The 16562-nt window shown below is 65.3% G+C and carries 18 protein-coding genes and 1 rRNA gene; 7 read left to right on the top strand and 12 right to left on the bottom strand.

Translation table 11 applies throughout. The features are described from left to right. Nucleotides 1-661 (bottom strand): 16S ribosomal RNA (locus AC27GT_RS09105); the annotation flags it as partial. Between the two features lie 125 nt (nucleotides 662-786). Here AC27GT_RS09105 and AC27GT_RS09100 point away from each other — a divergent pair. Continuing rightward, entirely contained in the window at nucleotides 787-1488 is a 702-nt protein-coding gene (locus AC27GT_RS09100; protein ID WP_015716283.1) for a PIG-L deacetylase family protein, read from the top strand. Continuing rightward, a complete protein-coding gene (locus AC27GT_RS09095; RefSeq protein WP_015716282.1) occupies nucleotides 1479-1898 on the top strand; it encodes an archease in 420 nt (139 codons plus the stop codon). The genes AC27GT_RS09100 and AC27GT_RS09095 overlap by 10 nt, the downstream gene beginning before the upstream one ends. Here AC27GT_RS09095 and plsX read toward each other — a convergent pair. From plsX to folK, 4 genes are read right to left on the bottom strand one after another with little or no spacing between them, the layout of a single operon-like run. Further along, complete coding sequence (gene plsX / locus AC27GT_RS09090; protein ID WP_148228677.1) at nucleotides 1887-2867, bottom strand: phosphate acyltransferase PlsX; 981 nt, start codon at nucleotides 2865-2867, stop codon at nucleotides 1887-1889. The two genes, AC27GT_RS09095 and plsX, sit on opposite strands and share 12 nt — an antisense overlap. 2 nt (nucleotides 2868-2869) lie before the next feature. Next, entirely contained in the window at nucleotides 2870-3202 is a 333-nt protein-coding gene (gene trxA, locus AC27GT_RS09085) for a thioredoxin (RefSeq protein ID WP_015716280.1), read from the bottom strand. 60 nt (nucleotides 3203-3262) lie between these two features. Then, nucleotides 3263-3640, bottom strand: a complete 378-nt coding sequence (locus tag AC27GT_RS09080; protein ID WP_015716279.1) for an RNA-binding protein S1 — start codon at nucleotides 3638-3640, stop codon at nucleotides 3263-3265. A gap of 42 nt (nucleotides 3641-3682) precedes the next feature. Next, entirely contained in the window at nucleotides 3683-4162 is a 480-nt protein-coding gene (folK, locus tag AC27GT_RS09075; protein WP_015716278.1) for a 2-amino-4-hydroxy-6-hydroxymethyldihydropteridine diphosphokinase, read from the bottom strand. 138 nt (nucleotides 4163-4300) lie between these two features. Between folK and lysJ the strand changes: the two genes are divergently transcribed. The 5 genes from lysJ to AC27GT_RS09050 are packed head-to-tail and all read left to right on the top strand — an operon-like array spanning nucleotide 4301 to nucleotide 8621. Then, nucleotides 4301-5494 carry a [LysW]-aminoadipate semialdehyde transaminase LysJ gene (lysJ, locus tag AC27GT_RS09070; RefSeq protein WP_015716277.1) on the top strand — a complete coding sequence of 398 codons (1194 nt, stop codon included), beginning with the start codon at nucleotides 4301-4303 and terminating at the stop codon, nucleotides 5492-5494. Nucleotides 5495-5498: 4 nt separating this feature from the next. Further along, nucleotides 5499-5705, top strand: a complete 207-nt coding sequence (locus tag AC27GT_RS09065; RefSeq protein WP_015716276.1) for a type II toxin-antitoxin system HicB family antitoxin — start codon at nucleotides 5499-5501, stop codon at nucleotides 5703-5705. Continuing rightward, the gene (locus AC27GT_RS09060) at nucleotides 5702-5941 is read left to right on the top strand and encodes a type II toxin-antitoxin system HicA family toxin (protein ID WP_015716275.1); all 240 of its coding nucleotides are present in this window, start codon (nucleotides 5702-5704) and stop codon (nucleotides 5939-5941) included. Before AC27GT_RS09065 ends, AC27GT_RS09060 begins: the two co-directional genes overlap by 4 nt. Continuing rightward, on the top strand, nucleotides 5913-7001 hold the full coding sequence (locus AC27GT_RS09055) for a [LysW]-lysine hydrolase (protein ID WP_015716274.1): 1089 nt from the start codon (nucleotides 5913-5915) through the stop codon (nucleotides 6999-7001). Before AC27GT_RS09060 ends, AC27GT_RS09055 begins: the two co-directional genes overlap by 29 nt. 3 nt (nucleotides 7002-7004) lie before the next feature. Beyond that, the gene (locus AC27GT_RS09050; protein WP_015716273.1) at nucleotides 7005-8621 is read left to right on the top strand and encodes a GGDEF domain-containing protein; all 1617 of its coding nucleotides are present in this window, start codon (nucleotides 7005-7007) and stop codon (nucleotides 8619-8621) included. 50 nt (nucleotides 8622-8671) lie between these two features. On the opposite strand, the gene AC27GT_RS09045 is transcribed toward AC27GT_RS09050, so the two are convergent. The 7 genes from AC27GT_RS09045 to AC27GT_RS09015 form a co-directional block, all read right to left on the bottom strand. Beyond that, nucleotides 8672-9283 (bottom strand): helical membrane plugin domain-containing protein, encoded by a 612-nt coding sequence (locus tag AC27GT_RS09045; protein ID WP_279164810.1) that lies wholly within the window; start codon nucleotides 9281-9283, stop codon nucleotides 8672-8674. A gap of 8 nt (nucleotides 9284-9291) precedes the next feature. After that, on the bottom strand, nucleotides 9292-10428 hold the full coding sequence (locus tag AC27GT_RS09040; protein WP_487224003.1) for an NAD(P)/FAD-dependent oxidoreductase: 1137 nt from the start codon (nucleotides 10426-10428) through the stop codon (nucleotides 9292-9294). A 122-nt stretch (nucleotides 10429-10550) separates the two neighbouring features. Next, nucleotides 10551-11555 carry a hypothetical protein gene (locus AC27GT_RS09035; protein WP_487224002.1) on the bottom strand — a complete coding sequence of 335 codons (1005 nt, stop codon included), beginning with the start codon at nucleotides 11553-11555 and terminating at the stop codon, nucleotides 10551-10553. Then, nucleotides 11539-12054 (bottom strand): c-type cytochrome, encoded by a 516-nt coding sequence (locus AC27GT_RS09030; RefSeq protein WP_487224001.1) that lies wholly within the window; start codon nucleotides 12052-12054, stop codon nucleotides 11539-11541. Before AC27GT_RS09030 ends, AC27GT_RS09035 begins: the two co-directional genes overlap by 17 nt. Beyond that, nucleotides 12047-12565, bottom strand: a complete 519-nt coding sequence (locus AC27GT_RS09025) for a DUF3341 domain-containing protein (RefSeq protein ID WP_038031035.1) — start codon at nucleotides 12563-12565, stop codon at nucleotides 12047-12049. The genes AC27GT_RS09030 and AC27GT_RS09025 overlap by 8 nt, the downstream gene beginning before the upstream one ends. Nucleotides 12566-12574: 9 nt before the next feature. Then, nucleotides 12575-13927, bottom strand: a complete 1353-nt coding sequence (gene nrfD / locus AC27GT_RS09020) for an NrfD/PsrC family molybdoenzyme membrane anchor subunit (RefSeq protein WP_487224000.1) — start codon at nucleotides 13925-13927, stop codon at nucleotides 12575-12577. Then, nucleotides 13917-16556 (bottom strand): 4Fe-4S dicluster domain-containing protein, encoded by a 2640-nt coding sequence (locus tag AC27GT_RS09015; protein WP_487223999.1) that lies wholly within the window; start codon nucleotides 16554-16556, stop codon nucleotides 13917-13919. Before AC27GT_RS09015 ends, nrfD begins: the two co-directional genes overlap by 11 nt. Nucleotides 16557-16562 lie beyond the last annotated feature (6 nt).

Below are 16562 nucleotides of genomic sequence, written 5' to 3'. Positions count from 1 at the left end.
GGGAATTCCACCACCCTCTCCCACCCTCTAGCCTGAGCGTATCCCACGCTCCTCCACGGTTGAGCCGTGGCCTTTCACATGGGACGCCCCAGGCCGCCTACACGCCCTTTACGCCCAGTAAATCCGGGTAACGCTCGCGCCCTCCGTATTACCGCGGCTGCTGGCACGGAGTTGGCCGGCGCTATTACCTGGGTACCGTCATCCCCCTATCCGGGGCTTTCGTCCCCAGTTCAGGAGTTTACACCCCGAAGGGCTTCCTCCTCCAAGCGGCGTCGCTCCGTCAGACTTCCGTCCATTGCGGAAGATTCCTAACTGCTGCCTCCCGTAGGAGTGGGGCCCGTGTCTCAGTGCCCCTGTGGCCGGCCATCCTCTCAGACCGGCTACCCGTCGTCGCCTTGGTGGGCCTTTACCCCACCAACTAGCTGATGGGACGCGGGCCCATCCGGAAGCGGGCTATTCACCCTTTAGTCCTGCCCCACAGGACAGGACCACATGGCGGATTAGCCTGGGTTTCCCCAGGTTGTCCGCCTCTTCCGGGTAGGTCACCCACGCGTTACTCACCCGTCCGCCGCTGGACAGGTATAAACCTGCCCCGCTCGACTTGCATGTCTTAGGCACGCCGCCAGCGTTCACCCTGAGCCAGGATCAAACTCTCCAATAAAATTAACGCCCGAAGGCGTTTGGTTTCGTGCGTTGCCCTATTCCTGCGCTTTCAAGATCCCCCGCCGGTCCAACCGGCGCAACATTGAATGTACCAGGCAGGGGCATTTCTGTCAAGATGGGGGCATGCTGGACCTCTTGGTGGTGGTCCCCCATCCCGACGACGAAACCTTTGGTGCCGGTGGGGCGCTCCTCCTTGCCAAAAGGGCCGGGCTCAGGACGGGCATCCTCACCCTCACCCGAGGGGAGGCGGGAAGAACCCTGGGGCTTTGCCCCCCTGAGGAACTGCCCAGGGTGCGGACCCAAGAGCTTGAGCGGGCGGCGGAGATCCTGGAGGTGGACTTCCTCGAGGTCCTCTCCTTCCCCAACGCCCTACCCCAGGCGGTTCACCTGGAGTACAGGGGCCCCAAAGAGGCGGCGGAGGGACCCCGCGGCCTGGCCTCCGGGAAAGGCCTCCTCGACCACCCCGAGGCGGAAGCGGCCATCCGGGAAAGGCTTCTTGCCCAAAGGCCCCGCTATGTCCTCACCTTTCCCCCAGACGGCATCAACGGCCACCCCGACCACGTGGCCACAAGCCGCTACGCCGCCAGGGCGGCGGAGGGCCTGGCCCAGGTGGTGTACTTCGTGCGGCCCGAAGGCCCCTGGCCCGTCACCCACCGCCTACACCTACCCGAATGGGCCCTGGCCCGAAAGCTCAAGGCCCTGGCCCAGCACCGGACCCAGGCCCTGTCCCTGCTGGATTTCATGGAAAGGTATCCGGAGAGGCTCTGGATGGAAACCTTCCACCTCCCCGGAACGGAGGGCACCCAGGAGGGGCCATGGTGGTGAAGCCCCTGGACCACACCGCCGACGTGGGGTTCCTCCTGGAGGCGGAAAGCCTCGAGGGCCTCTTCCAGGCCGCCCTGAAAGGGCTTCTCCAGGTGATGTTCCTCTTTCCCCCAGAAGGGGGAAGCCGGCGCAGGCGCCTTTCCCTGGAGGCAGAGGACCTGGAAACCCTCCTGGTCCGCTTCCTCAACGAGCTCATCTACCTGATCCAGACCAAGGGCTTCGTGCCCGGGAAGGCACGGGTACGGGTGCAAAAGGAAGCTGGGGGCTACCGCCTCACCGCCACCCTCTGGGGTGAGCCCTTCCAGGAGAGCTTTGGCTTCCAGGGAGAGGTGAAAAGCGCCACCTTCCACGGCCTGCAGGTGAGCCGGGAAAACGGAGCATGGAAGGCCCAGGTGATCCTAGACGTGTAGGGCGGAAAGACCCGCCCGCACCCGGTCCAAAAGCCCTGCCGCCACCAGGCTCCTGGCCCGAAGAAGGGCGTTTTTCACCGCCAACGCGTCGGCGGAACCGTGGCCGATGAAGACCGCTCCCTCCACCCCCAAAAGGGGCATGGCCCCATACTGGGAAGGATCCACCTTCTCCTTCACCTTCCGCAAGGCCCCCCGGGCCAGGAGGGCTCCCAGCCGGGCCAAGGGACTCGAGGTGAGGGCTTCCTTGATCCAGCCGAGGAGGACCTTGGCCTCCCCCTCCGCCAGCTTCAGGACCACATTCCCGGTAAAGCCGTCGGTGACCACCACCTCCGCGGTGCCCAAGAAGACGTCCCGCCCCTCCACGTTGCCGAAAAACCGCTCTCCCAGGGCATCCTTCAGGAGGGGGTAGGTTTCCAGCACCAGGGCGTTGCCCTTCCCCTCCTCCTCGCCGATGGAAAGAAGGCCCACCTTGGGGTCCTTAAGGCCGCTGGCCTCGGCGTAGGCCAGGCCCATGGCGGCGAACTGCACCAAGAAGGAAGGGCGGCAGTCGGCGTTGGCCCCCCCGTCCAGGAGGAAGGTGCGTCCCCTTTGGCTGGGGAACTCCACCAAAAGGGCGGGCCTTTCCACCCCCTTGACCCGCCCCAGGGTAAAGAGGGCTGCGGCCATGGTGGCCCCGGTGTGGCCCATGGACACCACCGCCTGGACCTCGCCCCGCTTCAGAAGGTCCATGGCCACCATGATGGAGCTTTCCCGGCGCTTCCTCACCTCGGTGGCATGCTCTTCCATGGGGATCCAGTCCGGAGCATGATGGATGGGCAAGGAAGCCCCCAGGCGGGCAAGCTCGGCCCGCAGGCGGGCCTCCTCCCCCACCAAAAGGACCTCCACCCCTTCCTTGGCAGCCAGGAAGGCTCCCTGGACCGTAACCCCGGGGGCCCGGTCCCCCCCCATGGCGTCCAGGGCGATCCTAATGCTCATGCGCTGGCAGGGAGGTGCTTCTGGATTTTGGCCTCAAAGTTGCGCTTGGGCTGGGCCCCCACCAGGACCTCCACCGGCTGGCCGTTTTTGAAGAGGATCACCGTGGGGATGCTCATGACCCTGAAGCGCATGGCCGTCTTGGGGTTTTCGTCCACATCCAGCTTGGCCACGATAAGCTTCCCCTCGTACTCCCTGGCCAGCTCCTCCAGGATGGGAGCGATCATGCGGCAGGGAGCGCACCACTCCGCCCAGAAGTCCACCAGGACCAGGGGGTGTCCGCTTAAGGTCTGATCAAAGTTGGCGTCGGTAACCTCTATGGGCTTCGCCATACCCCATCACTTTAAAGCAAAACCCCGGGGGCATACACCCCCGGGGGGAACCCTTTGGGGTTAACGCTTTTTCTTGCCGCCCTTCTTGCCTCCCTTGCCGCCAAAGCCCCCAGTGCCCCGGAGGAAGCTTTTGAGCTTGTTCTCAAACTCGGGGGACTGCTTGGGCAGGCGCCTGGGCCTGGGGGGCGGAGCCCCTTCCGGGGCGGGGGTGAGGTCCTTGATGGAAAGGTCCAGACGCCCCTTGGCGTCCCGGCCCTTCACCATCACCTGGACGATGTCCCCCTCGTTGAGGAAGTCCCGCACGTTCCTCACGAACTCGTGGGCAATCTGGGAGATGTGCACCAGGCCCTGCTCGCCCCCCGGGAGCTCCACAAAGGCGCCAAAATCCGTAACCCGCACCACACGGCCCTCTACAACGCTTCCAGCTTCTAGCTCCACTTTCCTTCTCCCTTTGCGCGGCTAGGATCCGCGATGCCCCCACTATAGCACAAAGGGGCGCACCCCCTTTCGGTCCAGGGGGGCGAGGAGCTCGGCAAAGGTGCGCCCGAGCACCGGGTGGCGCCCCTCCGGGACGAGGTCGGCCAGGGGCACCAGGACGAAGGCCCGCTGGTGGAGCCTGGGATGGGGCACCTCGAGGCCCTCTTCTTTTAGGACTAAATCCCCGTAAAGCAGGAGGTCCAGGTCTATGGTCCTCGGCCCCCAGCGCTCCTTCCGCTCCCGCCCAAGGCTTTGCTCTATCCCTAGGAGGCCCTCCAGGAAAGCCCGTGGGGAAAGCCCCGTGTCCACCTCCGCCACCAGGTTCAGGTAGGGGGGCTGGGGTGGGCCCACGGGCTCGGTTTCGTACACGGGGGAAAGGCGCAAAAACCGGGTTTCAGGAAGCCGGGAAAGAAGGGAAAGGGCCTGCAAAAGGTAGCCCGCCCGGTCCCCCAGGTTGGAACCCAAGCCCACATAGGCCAGCACCTCCCCAGTCTATCCGTTGACAAGGTGGTCCCGCCCCCCTACCCTGAAGGGGAGATGGCCGCCCGGGGCAAAACCTGATGGGGCCTGGGAAGCCTGGCTTCCCGGGCCCGCCCGGGGGCTTTTCTTTTGGAGGTGAGGATGGTTGGGGTAAACGGGGTAAATGTGGACTGGCGGACCCTTCTGGAAGCGGAAAAGAGCCTGGACACCGGCGTCTACACCAAGCACGACCTCCTTTTGGTACGGGGGCAGGGGGCTCGGGTCTGGGATGCCGAGGGCCACGAGTACATCGACTGCGTGGGGGGCTATGGGGTAGCCAACCTGGGCCATGCCAACCCCGAGGTGGTGGAGGCCATCAAGAAGCAGGCGGAAACCCTCCTCTCCATGCCCCAGACCCTACCCACCCCCACGCGGGGGGAGTTCTACCGCACCCTGGTAAGCCTCCTTCCCCCCGAGCTCAACCGGGTCTTCCCCACCAACTCCGGCACCGAGGCCAACGAGGCCGCCATCAAGTTCGCCTGGGCCCACACCAAGAGGCGGAAGCTGGTGGCCGCCATGCGGGGCTTCTCCGGGCGCACCCTGGGAAGCCTCTCCGTCACCTGGGAGCCCAAGTACCGGGAACCCTTCATGCCCCTCTTGGGCCCCGTGGAGTTCATCCCCTTTAACGATGTGGAGGCCCTGAGGAAGGCGGTGGACGAGGAAACCGCGGCGGTGATCCTCGAGCCCGTGCAGGGGGAAGGAGGGGTGCGCCCCGCCACCCGGGAGTTTCTGGAGGCCGCCCGGGAGGTTACCCGGGAAAAAGGAGCCCTGCTGATCCTGGACGAGATCCAGACCGGCATGGGACGCACGGGAAGGCGCTTCGCCTTTGAGCACTACGGGGTGGTACCCGACATCCTCACCCTGGCCAAGGCCCTTGGGGGCGGGGTGCCCATCGGGGTAGCGGTGATGCGGGAGGAGATAGCGAAAAGCATGCCCAAGGGGGGCCACGGCACCACCTTCGGGGGCAATCCCTTGGCCATGGCCGCCGGGGTAGCCGCCCTGCGCTATCTGGAGCGCACCCGGCTATGGGAGAGGGCCGCCGAACTCGGGCCCTGGTTCATGGAAAAGCTAAGGGAGATCCCCTCTCCCAAGATCCGCGAGGTGCGGGGACTTGGGCTCATGGTGGGCCTCGAGCTCAAGGAAAAGGCTGCCCCCTACATCGAGCGCCTGGAAAAGGAGCACCGGGTGCTGACCCTGCAAGCGGGCCCCACGGTGATCCGCTTCCTTCCCCCTTTGGTCATCGAAAAGGCGGATCTGGAGCGGGTGGTGGAGGCGGTGCGGGCTGTGCTAACCTAACAGGATGAGGCAACGCTACCACATAGAAGTGGAACGGGACGAGGAAGGCTACCTGGTGGCCCATGTCCCGGAGCTTCGGGCCCATACCCAGGCCAGGAGCTTCGCAGAGTTGCTTGAACGCTTGCAGGAGGCCATAGCCGTTTCCTTGGACACGGAAGAAGAGGTTTCCGTGCTGGGGTTTTCCGGCGATCTGGAGATCGAAGCCGCGTGAGCCCCTGCCTAACCCCCATCGCCGGGAAGGAGCTGGTCCGCCTCCTACAGGAAGAAGGCTTCCAGGTGGTGCGCGTGAGGGGGAGCCACGTGCGCCTTAAACACCCAGACGGCCGAGCCACCACGGTGCCGGTACACGCAGGAGAACTCCTTCGCCCGGGAACGCTTCTAGGGATCCTCCGGGACGTGGGATGGAGCAAGGAGGAGTATGAGCGCAAGCGCCTTGGACCCCGTTGAGTTCCTCAAAGGGGCCCTGGAGATCCCCTCCCCTTCAGGGCAGGAGCGCCTGGTGGCGGAGTACCTGGCGGAGGGAATGGAAAGGCTAGGCCTCAAGGCCTTCGTGGACGAGGCGGACAACGCCCGGGGCCAGGTGGGCCATGGCCCCATCCAGGTGGTCCTCCTGGGGCACATCGACACCGTGCCCGGGGTGGTGCCGGTGCGCCTGGAGGGCAACAAGCTCTTCGGCCGGGGAGCGGTGGACGCCAAGGGCCCCTTCGTAACCATGATCTTCGCCGCCGCCGGGCTTTCCGAGGAAGCAAGGAAACACCTTACCGTTCACCTGGTGGGGGCCACGGAGGAGGAGGCCCCCAGTTCCAAGGGAGCCCGCTTCGTGGCCCCAAGGCTCAAGCCCCACTACGTCATCATCGGGGAGCCCTCGGGCTGGGAAGGCATCACCCTGGGGTACAAGGGAAGGCTTCTGGTGAAGGCCAGGCGGGAAAAGGACAACTTCCACTCCGCCCACCACGAGCCTAATGCCGCCGAGGAGCTCATCAGCTACTTCGTGGCCATCAAGGCTTGGGCGGAGGCCATGAACGTGGGGCAAAAGGCCTTTGACCAGGTGCAGTACATCCTAAGGGATTTCCGCATCCAGCCCGCAGAGCTCAAGCAGGTGGCCGAGATGTTCTTTGACCTGCGCCTTCCCCCGAGACTCCCCCCGGAGGAGGCCATCCGCCACCTCACCGCCTACGCCCCCCCCACCATAGAGCTGGAGTTCTTCGGCCGGGAGGTGCCCTACCTGGGTCCCAAGGACACCCCCCTCACCCGGGCCCTAAGGCAAGGGATCCGCAAGGCTGGGGGAAAACCCGTCTTCAAGCTGAAGACCGGGACCAGCGACATGAACGTCCTGGCCCCCCACTGGAAGGTACCCATGGTGGCCTACGGCCCCGGGGACTCCACCCTGGATCACACCCCTCACGAGCACATAGAGGTGGAGGAGTTCCTGAAAGGGATAGAGGCGCTTAGGGAAGCCCTCGAGGCCCTGGCCAAAGCGCACCCGCCCGAACCAGCCTTGGGCTAAACTGTGGCCGTGGTCGCCTATGGGTTAGGGCTTCTCGCCCTCCTTTTATTCCTTGGCCTATTCCCCCCCACCGCCCCCTGGAGCGAGCGCTTCCTCACCCCCCTGGTGGCCCTGGGAGGGGGGGTTTTCCTTCTTAGGCAACGGCAGGAACCCTGGGGCCTCGGGCTTCTCTTCCTGGGCCTAGGGGACCTGGCCTGGACCCTGGAGGATCTGAAGAGCCTACCCCGGGGCCTGTACCTGGAGTTCCCCTACCTGGTGGGCTATGCCGCCTTAACCTGGGCTCTTCTCAAGATCCCGGGGGAGAAGCCCCGCCTAAGCCTCCTCCTGGTGCCCCTGGCTCTTCTGGGCCTCGCTTCTGCTTTGAAACCCGAACTGGGCATAGACCGGATCTACACCGTGTGGGATGCCCTCCTCCTTCTCCTTCTTCTGCCCAGGCTGGAGCCCCTGTTCCGGGAACGCCTTCTGGGGGGGCGGGGCCTCTGGGGAGTGGGGCTTCTCCTCTTCCTGGTGGCGGACATGGCCTACGCCTTCCTGGAGGCGGAGGGAACCTACCCCACCGGCCACCCTGTCCACCTCCTCTGGACCTTGGGCTACTTCCTCCTGGCCCTTGGGGTGATGGAGGAAGCATCGGGAAAAGCCTCCTTCCCGGGACAGGCCCTGGCCCTGGGAGGGCTTTTCCTGATGCCGGTTCTCCTGTTGAACGACCCCACCCCCTGGGGAGTGCGGATCATCGCTCTTTATGGAGGGCTGGTGGGGGGCCTGGGACTCCTTTACGCCAACCACCTGGAGTGGCGCCGTACGGAGGAGAAGAGGCTACGCTGGACCCGCTTTCTGGAAGAGCTCGCCCGCCTCTCCCCCCGGGTAACCCAGACCCTGAGCCCTGAGGCTGTGCTGGTGGGAGCCCTCGAGGCCACCCGCCACCTTCTGCCCCAGGCCGTGGGCCTGGAGGTGAGGGGAAGGCGGGGCCTGGTGGGGGAGCGCACCCCCCATTCCCTGGCCATCCCCTTAAACGGGGACACCGCCTACCTCTACCTGCAAAGTCCTTTGGAGGAATCCGTGCCCCCCGGCTTCCTCTCCCTCCTGGGGGAGCGCATCAAGCAAGTCCTGCGCCAGGTGGAGTGGGGCACCCTGGCCCTCACGGATCCCCTCACCGGGCTTTTGAACCGCAGGGGCCTCGAGGCGGAGCTCCCCAAGCTCCTGGCCCTGGCCCGGCGCTACCAGGCCCCCATCAGCGTGGTCATGCTGGACATCGACCGCTTCAAGCGGGTGAACGACACCTACGGCCACCCGGTGGGCGACGAGGTCCTAAAGCTCCTGGGCCGCATCCTCCAGGCCAGCGTGCGCCGCGAGGACCTGGCGGTGCGCTACGGGGGGGAGGAGTTCCTCCTCTTCCTCTACGGGGCCGACCGCCTTGCGGCCAAGGAGGTGGTGGAGCGCATCCGCTACCGCTTCCGCCACCAAAGGGTGGATCCCATCCCCTATCCCCTCACCCTCTCCGCCGGCATCGCCGGGGGGGAGGTTCCGGAAAGCGAGGCCCAGCTGGAGGACTGGGTCCTCAAGGCCGACTACGCCCTCCTCAGGGCCAAGGAAACGGGCCGGGACCGGGTGACCATGGCGTAAACCCCGTTGCGGCCCTTGCCGCAACGGGGTCTTGAAGACTCTCTAAGCCGCTACTTCTTGGGCATCATCTTGGCCATGAGGGCCTCTAGGGCCTTCATGTCCTCGTTCAGGTGTCCGAAGGCCTTGCCCAGGGCCTTGAGAAGGAGGAAAAGCACCCCCAGGGCCTTCTGCACCTCGGGGTCGGAAAGCTGTTTCAGGATCCCCGCCAAGCCCACCCGGGGTGGATCCCGCATCACCTCGGGGGTAAAGGTCTCCCCCAGGCCCCGTTGCAGGGCCGAGGCCATCATGCCGATGGCAGCCGGCTCTATCCGGGAAAGGATGTCCAGAACATTGGCCCCGTGGGAGAAAAGCCTGAGCACCTGGGGCTCCATGAGCATCCCCAAGCCCTCCCCGAAGTTCTCAGAGAGGTGGCCCAGGAAGGCTAAGGCCCCGGACTTTTCCAACTTCTCCAGGGTATCCGCCAGCTTCTCCAAGGCCTCCGCCTGATCCAGGAAGCGGGCCAGCAGGGAAACCATCTGGAGGTTCTTGGGCTCCATGAGGAGACCCAGGTTCTCCGCCAGGGTCTCCCCGGCCCCCACCTGGGCCAGGAGGCCTAGCCCGCTCTTTTCCAGGACCTCCTCTATACGGGCCAGCCTTTCTTCCACCGTAAGCGTCTTCTCCATGGCCCCTCCTACTCGATCAAGGTGGCGAACCAGAAGCCCTCAAAGAGCATCTTGGTCACCCGCACCCACTTGCCCACGGCCATCACGCCGCAGGAGGGCATCCCCGTGCCCGCCAGAATCCTTTCAAAGGAGCACTGGGGCAGAAGGGCGTTATCCCCGAAGTCCATAATGCACATGGCCACGGGGTTGAAGGGCTCGCCGATATAGGCTCCCTTGAGGTCGGAGGCGATGACCCCGGCCACGTACTCCCCCTGGAAGTGGGCCACCACCCCGGCGGGGGGCAGCATGAGGGAAGGGTTCACCGTGTCCCCGATGACGAAGACGTTGGCGAACCTGGTGGAGCGGAAGGTCATCTTGTTCACCTCGGGGAAGCCCTGGGGCCCCGCCAGGGGGGATTCCCGCACCACCCGGTTGGGGGCGAAAGGAGGCGTGAGGATGAGGAGGTCGTAGGCCAGCTCCCGCCCGTCCTTGGCCCTGACCTTGCCCTCTTCAAAGGAAACGGGTTCAAACTCCCCGTGGAAGGTGATGCCCTTGGAGCGGAGGATCTCCATGACCTTCCCCGAGATCACCGGGCCCATGCCCGCCAGGGGCAGGGGGTTTAGGTGGAAGACCTCCACCGTGCTCTTATCCCGGATCCCCTTGACCTTGAGGGCGAACTCCACCTGCCCCGCCACCTCGTAGGGCGCAGGCGGGCAGGGGTAGTAGGGGGAGGAAACCCCCACCACCACCCGGCCCCCCTTGAAGTTCTTGAGGGCCTCCCTCAGCTTCAAGGCTCCCTCGAGGCTCCAGGGAGCGTAGCTGTCCTGGGCGGGGGAAGGCAACGCCTCGGCTCCCAGGGAAACGATCAGGTAGTCGTAGGAAAGCTCCCCGGCGCTGGTCTTCACCCGGTTGTTGGCGGGGTCTAAGGCCTCCACCGTGGCCTGAAGGTAGGTGATGCCCCGTTTTTCCAGGTTGGCCAGGGGCCTACGCACCTGCTCGGGCTCCCGCATACCGAAGGCCACCCAGGGATAGGCGGGCATGAACTCGTGGTAGGCGTTCTTGTCCACCAGGGTCACCTCCACCTCCCTCCCCAGGAGCTTCTTCACCTTGTTGGCCGCCACCAGGCCACCCGAGCCGCCTCCCAGAACCAGAACCTTCGTCGCCATCTTCCACCTCCCGGGTACCCTTACCGTGTACCCCTAAGTCCAGGATGCACCCATCCTCTTTGTGAAGGTAGGTGCAAATGCCCCGCCCTCACGGGCGGGGCCATCCCTGGCTTAGAGCATCCTCAGGAGGAGTTCCGCAGGCGCTGGAGGAAGAAGAGGCCAAGGCCCAGGAAGCCCATCACCTCCCCGATCCCCACCCCCCGCCCCAGGGCGGGGAGCACGTACCAGGCCAGGTGCAGAAGGCGGAAGAGGGGAATCCAAAGGGCCACGGGCAGGAGATACCGGGCCTCCCGCTTGGGCAGGTTGGTGAGGAGGTAAAGGAAGGGCAGGAAGAATCCCCCCACCGCCCATAAGGCGGCCACCGTGCCCCAAGGGCCTTCCAGGCGCTTCAGGTAGAACTCCACCTCATGGGGCAGGTCCCCTCCCCAGATGATGATCAGGGTGGTGGCCTCCACGTAGATCCAGATGATGGAAAGGGCGAGAAGGAGGTTGGTGTGGTTCTGGGCCTGGCCCATGAGGGCGGGCGTTCCCTTGCGGGCCGCCAGGGCCACGGCCACAGCCAGGGCTAAAACCGCTGCAGAAAGAAGGAGGATGGCCCCAAAGGAGGCGGAGTAGAAATGGGCCTCGAGGGCCATGAAGAGGTCATAGGTGAGGAAGGTGGCGGCAGCAAAGGCCAAGGGCAACCCCCAGGCCCCCACCTCCGCCCGGTGCTCCCCAGGTTTCAGCTTCAAGAGGATCCAGGAAAAGAGGGTGAAGAAGAGGACGTAGCGAAGGAGCATGAAAGGAGCGTTCAGGTATCCTGAGCGGTGGGCCAGAATGGGGTCCAACGCGGCCCCGGGCCGGGCCCAGGGGAAAAGCTCCGGCAGGAAGAGGAAAAAGGGCAGGCCCAAAAGCCCCATAAGGGGAAGGAGGCGGGCCAGGGGGTAAAGGTAAGGCTCCAGGGGCACGCCCCAGCGGCTCCTTAAGGCGTTGTGCAGGAGGAGCACCAGAAGCGCCCCCAAGGAAAGGAGGAGGAAGAAGGCAAAGGGAAAGTAGGCGGCCGGAGCCCCAAAGAGAAAGGCTAAAGCGTACAGAACCAGGCCCAGGAACAAGAAACCCGAACGGCTTGCCTCAATAGACCTCTGCATTGATCACCTCCAGAGGGCAGGCCTCCTCCTGCAGGCACCGCTTGATGTAACGGGCGATGAGCCAGCGCTCCCTCTCCGGGATGCGGCTTTTGTAGGAGAGCATGCGGCCAAAGCCGTTGGTGGCCGCAAAGTAGAAGTAGCCCTCGGGCATGGCTTTCACCCCCGGGTCCAGCAAGGAGCGGGGCTTGGGCATCCCCAAGGGAATCACCCTCCCATCCCCTTCCCCGTTCAGCCCGTGGCAGATGGCGCAGAAGGAGCGGTAGAGGACCTTGCCCCGCACAAGCTCCCCGTCCGTGAAGGCGTAGGGGTTGTCGGCAAACCCCCCCTCAGGCTTGAGCCCGGTGCGTACCTCCAGGTTCAGGTTCTCCCCGAAGCGCACCCGTTCCGGGGCTACCTGGACCTGGAGGGGTGCTTCCCGAAACGGCTTCACCTTGGGCTGGTCCCACATCCAGCCGCAGGCGGAAAGGAGGGGGAGCAGGAGAAGAAGCCACCTAGTCACGCCGCACCTCCTCCACCTCCGCCCCCAGTTCCCGAAGCAGGGCCTTGGTGCTCTCCAGGTCGAACCGGGGGTCCGTAGCGTAGACGAAGACCCCGTACTCGTCCAAAAGGACCCGCACGTACTCCTTGGCCTTCACCGCAGGATGGGCAGCTAAGGGAAGGCCGTTCATGTACAGGAGGAAGAGGAAAATTCCCACGGTGATGGTGAGGATGGTGAGCTCAAAGGTCACGGGGATGAAGGCGGGCCAGCCCAAAAGGGGCTTGCCCCCGGCGTTGTGGGGATAGTCCAGGGTGGTGTAGATCTGGAGGAAAAGCCCCAGGCCCACCCCCAAAACCCCCAGGCCGAAGGCGATCCAGGGAATGCGCCCATCCCCCCCCAGGACCTCCTCGATCCCTTCCACGGGGTTTGGGGTGAGGGCCTCGAGGTGGCGGTATCCCCTTCCCTTGAGCACCCTTAAGGCCTCTAAAAGCCTTTCCGCCGAGTCAAAGTAGGCCATGAGTCCATACAGCATGGGCCCCTCCTAGTGCTTTCTCAGGCGGTGGAACAGGTGGACCATCTCCGCCACGGCGATGGGGGGGAAGATGCGGATGAAAAGGGCAAGGCCGAAGAGGAAGAAGCCGATGGTCCCGAGGAAGAGGGTCCAGTCCACCCAGGTGGGGTAGTAAAGGTGGAAGTTCCCGGGCAAGAAGTCGTGGGACAGGCTGATGATGACGATCACGAAGCGCTCCAGCCACATGCCCACGTTGGCCAGGATGGAGAAGATAAAGAGCCAGGTGAGGTTCTTGCGGAAACGGGGGAACCAGAGGGTCTGGAGAAGGACCACGTTGATGAGCATCATGGCCCAGTAGTAGGGGGCGTAGGGGCCGGTCATGCGCCAAAGCTGCTGGGCCCACTCCGCAGGCTCCCCCGCATACCAGGCGATGAAGATCTCCAGGAGGTAGATGTAGGCCACGCCGAGGCCCGAGGCCAGGGTCACCTTGGCCATCCAGTCCAGGTGGCGGTCGGTGATCACCCCCTCCAGCCGGTACCACTTCCTGAGGGGGATGATCAGGGTAAGGGCCATGGCGAAGCCCGAGTAGATGGCCCCGGAGGCGAAGAAGGGGGGGAAGACGGTGAGGTGCCAGCCCGGCACCAGGCCGTAGGCAAAGTCCATGCTCACCACCGAGTGCACGGAGATCACCACCGGGGTAGCCAGGCCCGCCAGGAGCACATAGACCGCCCTATAGCGCTGCCAGTGGACGGCATTCCCCGTCCAGCCCAGGGAGAGCCAGCCGTATAGCTTCCGCCGCCAGCCCTTGCTCCTCTCCCGCAAAAGGGCCAGATCCGGGATCAAGCCCAGGTAGAGGAAGAGGGTGGAGATGGTGAGGTAGGTCATGATGGCCAGCACGTCCCAGGAAAGGGGGCTCTTGTACTGGGGCCAGAGGGCCATGTGGGTGGGGTAGGGCATGACCCAGTAGAAGAGCTGGGGCCGGCCCATGTGGATCAGGGGGTAGGTGGCCGCCGCCAGCACGGCAAACAGGGTCATGGCCTCGGTGACCCGGTTCAAGGAGTCCCGCCAGTTCTGGCGCATGAGGACCAGGATCGCACTGATCAGGGTCCCAGCGTGGCCGATGCCGATCCACCAGACGAAGTGCACGATGTCAAACCCCCAGGCCACCGGCTGGTTGATGCCCCAGGTGCCGAGGCCCTTCACGAAGGTTACGAAGATGGCATAAAGCCAGGCCAGGGTCAAGGCCCCCCCCACGGCCAAGACCACCCTCCAGGGCCTGGGAGCTGGCTTCTCCACTGGCTCCAGAAGCTTTTCCACCAAGGTCTTCTCCGTCCACTCCCCCTGGATCAGGTCGTGGTCGGGATGGGGTTCCTTATGCGCCATGCTTCCCCTCCTTCAGCTTGGGATTGGGGTTTTTCAGGTGGGCCAGGTAGGTGGTGCGGGGCCAGGTGTTGGCCTCCTCCAGAAGGGCGTAGTGCCGTCCTTCTTTCCGGTGGGCCTGGATGGGGTCTTCAGGGTCCAGGAGGTCCCCGAAGTGGATGGCCTTCCCCGGGCAGACCTCCTGGCAGGCGGTCCTGATCTCCCCGGTGCGGATCTTCCGCCCCTCCATGGCCGCCTTGGCCCGGGTGCTTTCGATGCGCTGCACGCAGTAGGTGCACTTCTCCATCACCCCGCGGCTCCGCACCGTCACCTCGGGGTTCATGAGGAGGGCCAGGGGGCTTTCCTGGGCCCTGCGGGGGTCCCCCTTGCCCACGAAGGCCTCCCCGTAGGGGAAGAAGTTGAAGCGCCGGGCCTTGTAGGGGCAGTTGGCGGAGCAGTACTTGGTGCCCACGCAACGGTTGTAGACCATGAGGTTCAGGCCCTCGCTGGAGTGCTCCGTGGCCGCCACCGGGCAGACGGCCTCGCAGGGAGCCTTCTCGCAGTGCTGGCACATCACGGGCTGGTGCACCACCCCCTCCTCGGCGAAGTAGCGGTCGATGCGGATCCAGTGCATCTCCCGGCCCTTCTTCACCTCCTCCTTGCCCACCACGGGGATGTTGTTCTCCACCTGGCAGGCCAGGGTGCAAAGCCCGCACCCCAGGCAGCGGCTTAGGTCCACGGTCATGGCCCAGGCGTGTTCTCCTTGGGGCCAGGGGGGGTAGAAGGAGATCCGCTTCTCCTTTTCCGGCTCGGCCTCGAGGGCCTCGGCCTCCTCCATCACCTTCACCGCCTCCACCTCCCCCAGGTACCCGTGGTACTGGGTGGAAACCAGGGGATAGTCCCGGCCCGTGGGGGAAACCTCCACGGGCCAGACCACCCCCTCGGGGTGGAAGAAGTGGGAAAGGGGGGCTACCCCGCTCCCCTTAGGCGGACCGGGAAGGGGCCAGAGGGGAAGGAGGGCCTCCTTCTCCCCAGCCTTAACCCGTAGGAGGGGCCTTTTGGGATCCGCCCGCCGCTCCCGGGCCCGGATGTCCGCAAGAAGGCCCAGGGCCTCGGCATCCTCCTCGCTTAAGAGCAAGGCCCCGTCCCAGACCAAGCGGCTTAGGGGCCTGGGAAGCTCCTGCAAATAGGGGTTGTCCCGGTAGCGCCCGTCGTAAAGGCTGGCGTCGGGGCGCAGGGTAAGCTCCCAAGGAGCCTCCTTCCGCAAAGGGGGAAGGCGGCCTTCCAGACCGGGGCGCACCTCCACGGGCACCTCCTTGGCCTCCGCCAAGGGCCTTCCCTCCACCAGGGCCTGCTTCTCCTCGGGGGAAAGGGCGGGAAGCTCCTCCCCCAGAAGCCCCGCCAGCACCTCCTCCAGGGTTTTCCCACCCCACAGGGGCTGGATGAGGGCCTGGCTGGACCAGAGCCGGCCCTCGGCATCCCGGTGCTGGCCCGAGGCCTCGAGGGGATGGGCCAAGGGAAGGCTCCAGGAGGCCGCCTTGTTGGGGTAGAGGGAAAGCGCCGCAGAAAAGGCCTTGCCCGAAAGGCTGGGCAAGGGACCCTCCGCCGCCCACACCAGGCGCTCGGCCTCCTCGGCCTGCTGGAAGGCTTTGGGCGTGGCCGCCTCCTTCTCCGGGGGCTCCACGTAGCGCACCGGGGCCTTAAGGACCTGGTTGATGGCCATGACCAGGGCCTGAGCCCCCGGGGAGAGCTGGGGCCCGGCCAGGACCACCCCACCCCGTTGCAGGTCCTCCGCCAGGATGGGAAGGAACCCTCCGTAGTCCGAGGCTGGACTTCCCGGCACCACCCCCAGGGTCTGGGCCAGGGCCAGGATAAACGCCTCCACCTGGCTGGGCTTTAAGGCCAGGCGGTGGTCGGCCATGCTCCCCAGAAGGCTGGCCCCGCTTTCCACCGCATAGATGCGGTTCATGGGCGGAATGCGCCTGCGGCTTAAGGCCTCCCACCAGAGGTATCCCGCCGGGTGCTCGTGCGCCTCCACGTCCAGGAGGAGTACGGTTTCCACCTTCTCCGGGGCGTAGACGGGCCAGGCCCTTTGCCCAAAGGCCACCTCCGCCCCCAGGTAGATGTTCTCCAGGCTCCAGGCCTCAAACCGGGCCACCCGGAGGTTGGGGAAGCGGGCCTGGGCTTTTTCCAACAGGCCCTCGAGCCTGGGGGAGGTGGTGCGGGGAAGAACCAGAAGGGTTTCCCCCTCCGCCAAAGCCCGCCGCCAGGCGGCGTAAAACCCCTCCCAGTCCGGGGCCTTGCCCTGGCGGGCCGGGTCGTATAGGGCGTAAAGGCCCGCCAGGGGGTAGGGGCTCATGGCCCTCTCCAAAGGCGCCATGAAGAGGGGCCTTTCCTGGTAGACCTTTACCCGCACCGGCTCGGCAAAGCCAGCATGGGCGATGGCGGTGACGAACTCCGCCTCTCCCCCCTCCACCACCCATTCCGGCTGGCGCACGTAGGGTACCCCCTTCCGCCGCACCACCGGGGTACAGGCCGCAAGGGACAAAAGCCCCAAAGCCAAGAACCCCCGCCGGGTCACAGGGCCAAAGGGAAACTCCTCACGGAAGAGCTCCCGCTCCAAAGCTTCTTCATAACCGCGCCGTTCCCTCATGAAGCC

Source organism: Thermus sp. KWY1 (assembly GCF_057547025.1).
Note: the sequence above shows the minus strand (reverse complement) of the source record. Positions and strands in the feature narration are given on the sequence as shown.

Bases quoted from the DNA above. Each gene is read 5' to 3' on its own strand.
- AC27GT_RS09065 (WP_015716276.1), top strand. From the start codon at position 5,499: ATGAGGCAACGCTACCACATAGAAGTGGAACGGGACGAGGAAGGCTAC.
- lysJ (WP_015716277.1), top strand. From the start codon at position 4,301: ATGGTTGGGGTAAACGGGGTAAATGTGGACTGGCGGACCCTTCTGGAA.
- AC27GT_RS09095 (WP_015716282.1), top strand. From the start codon at position 1,479: ATGGTGGTGAAGCCCCTGGACCACACCGCCGACGTGGGGTTCCTCCTG.
- nrfD (WP_487224000.1), bottom strand. From the start codon at position 13,927: ATGGCGCATAAGGAACCCCATCCCGACCACGACCTGATCCAGGGGGAG.
- AC27GT_RS09015 (WP_487223999.1), bottom strand. From the start codon at position 16,556: ATGAGGGAACGGCGCGGTTATGAAGAAGCTTTGGAGCGGGAGCTCTTC.
- AC27GT_RS09055 (WP_015716274.1), top strand. From the start codon at position 5,913: ATGAGCGCAAGCGCCTTGGACCCCGTTGAGTTCCTCAAAGGGGCCCTG.
- AC27GT_RS09040 (WP_487224003.1), bottom strand. From the start codon at position 10,428: ATGGCGACGAAGGTTCTGGTTCTGGGAGGCGGCTCGGGTGGCCTGGTG.
- AC27GT_RS09100 (WP_015716283.1), top strand. From the start codon at position 787: ATGCTGGACCTCTTGGTGGTGGTCCCCCATCCCGACGACGAAACCTTT.
- AC27GT_RS09045 (WP_279164810.1), bottom strand. From the start codon at position 9,283: ATGGAGAAGACGCTTACGGTGGAAGAAAGGCTGGCCCGTATAGAGGAG.
- trxA (WP_015716280.1), bottom strand. From the start codon at position 3,202: ATGGCGAAGCCCATAGAGGTTACCGACGCCAACTTTGATCAGACCTTA.
- AC27GT_RS09035 (WP_487224002.1), bottom strand. From the start codon at position 11,555: ATGCAGAGGTCTATTGAGGCAAGCCGTTCGGGTTTCTTGTTCCTGGGC.
- AC27GT_RS09025 (WP_038031035.1), bottom strand. From the start codon at position 12,565: ATGCTGTATGGACTCATGGCCTACTTTGACTCGGCGGAAAGGCTTTTA.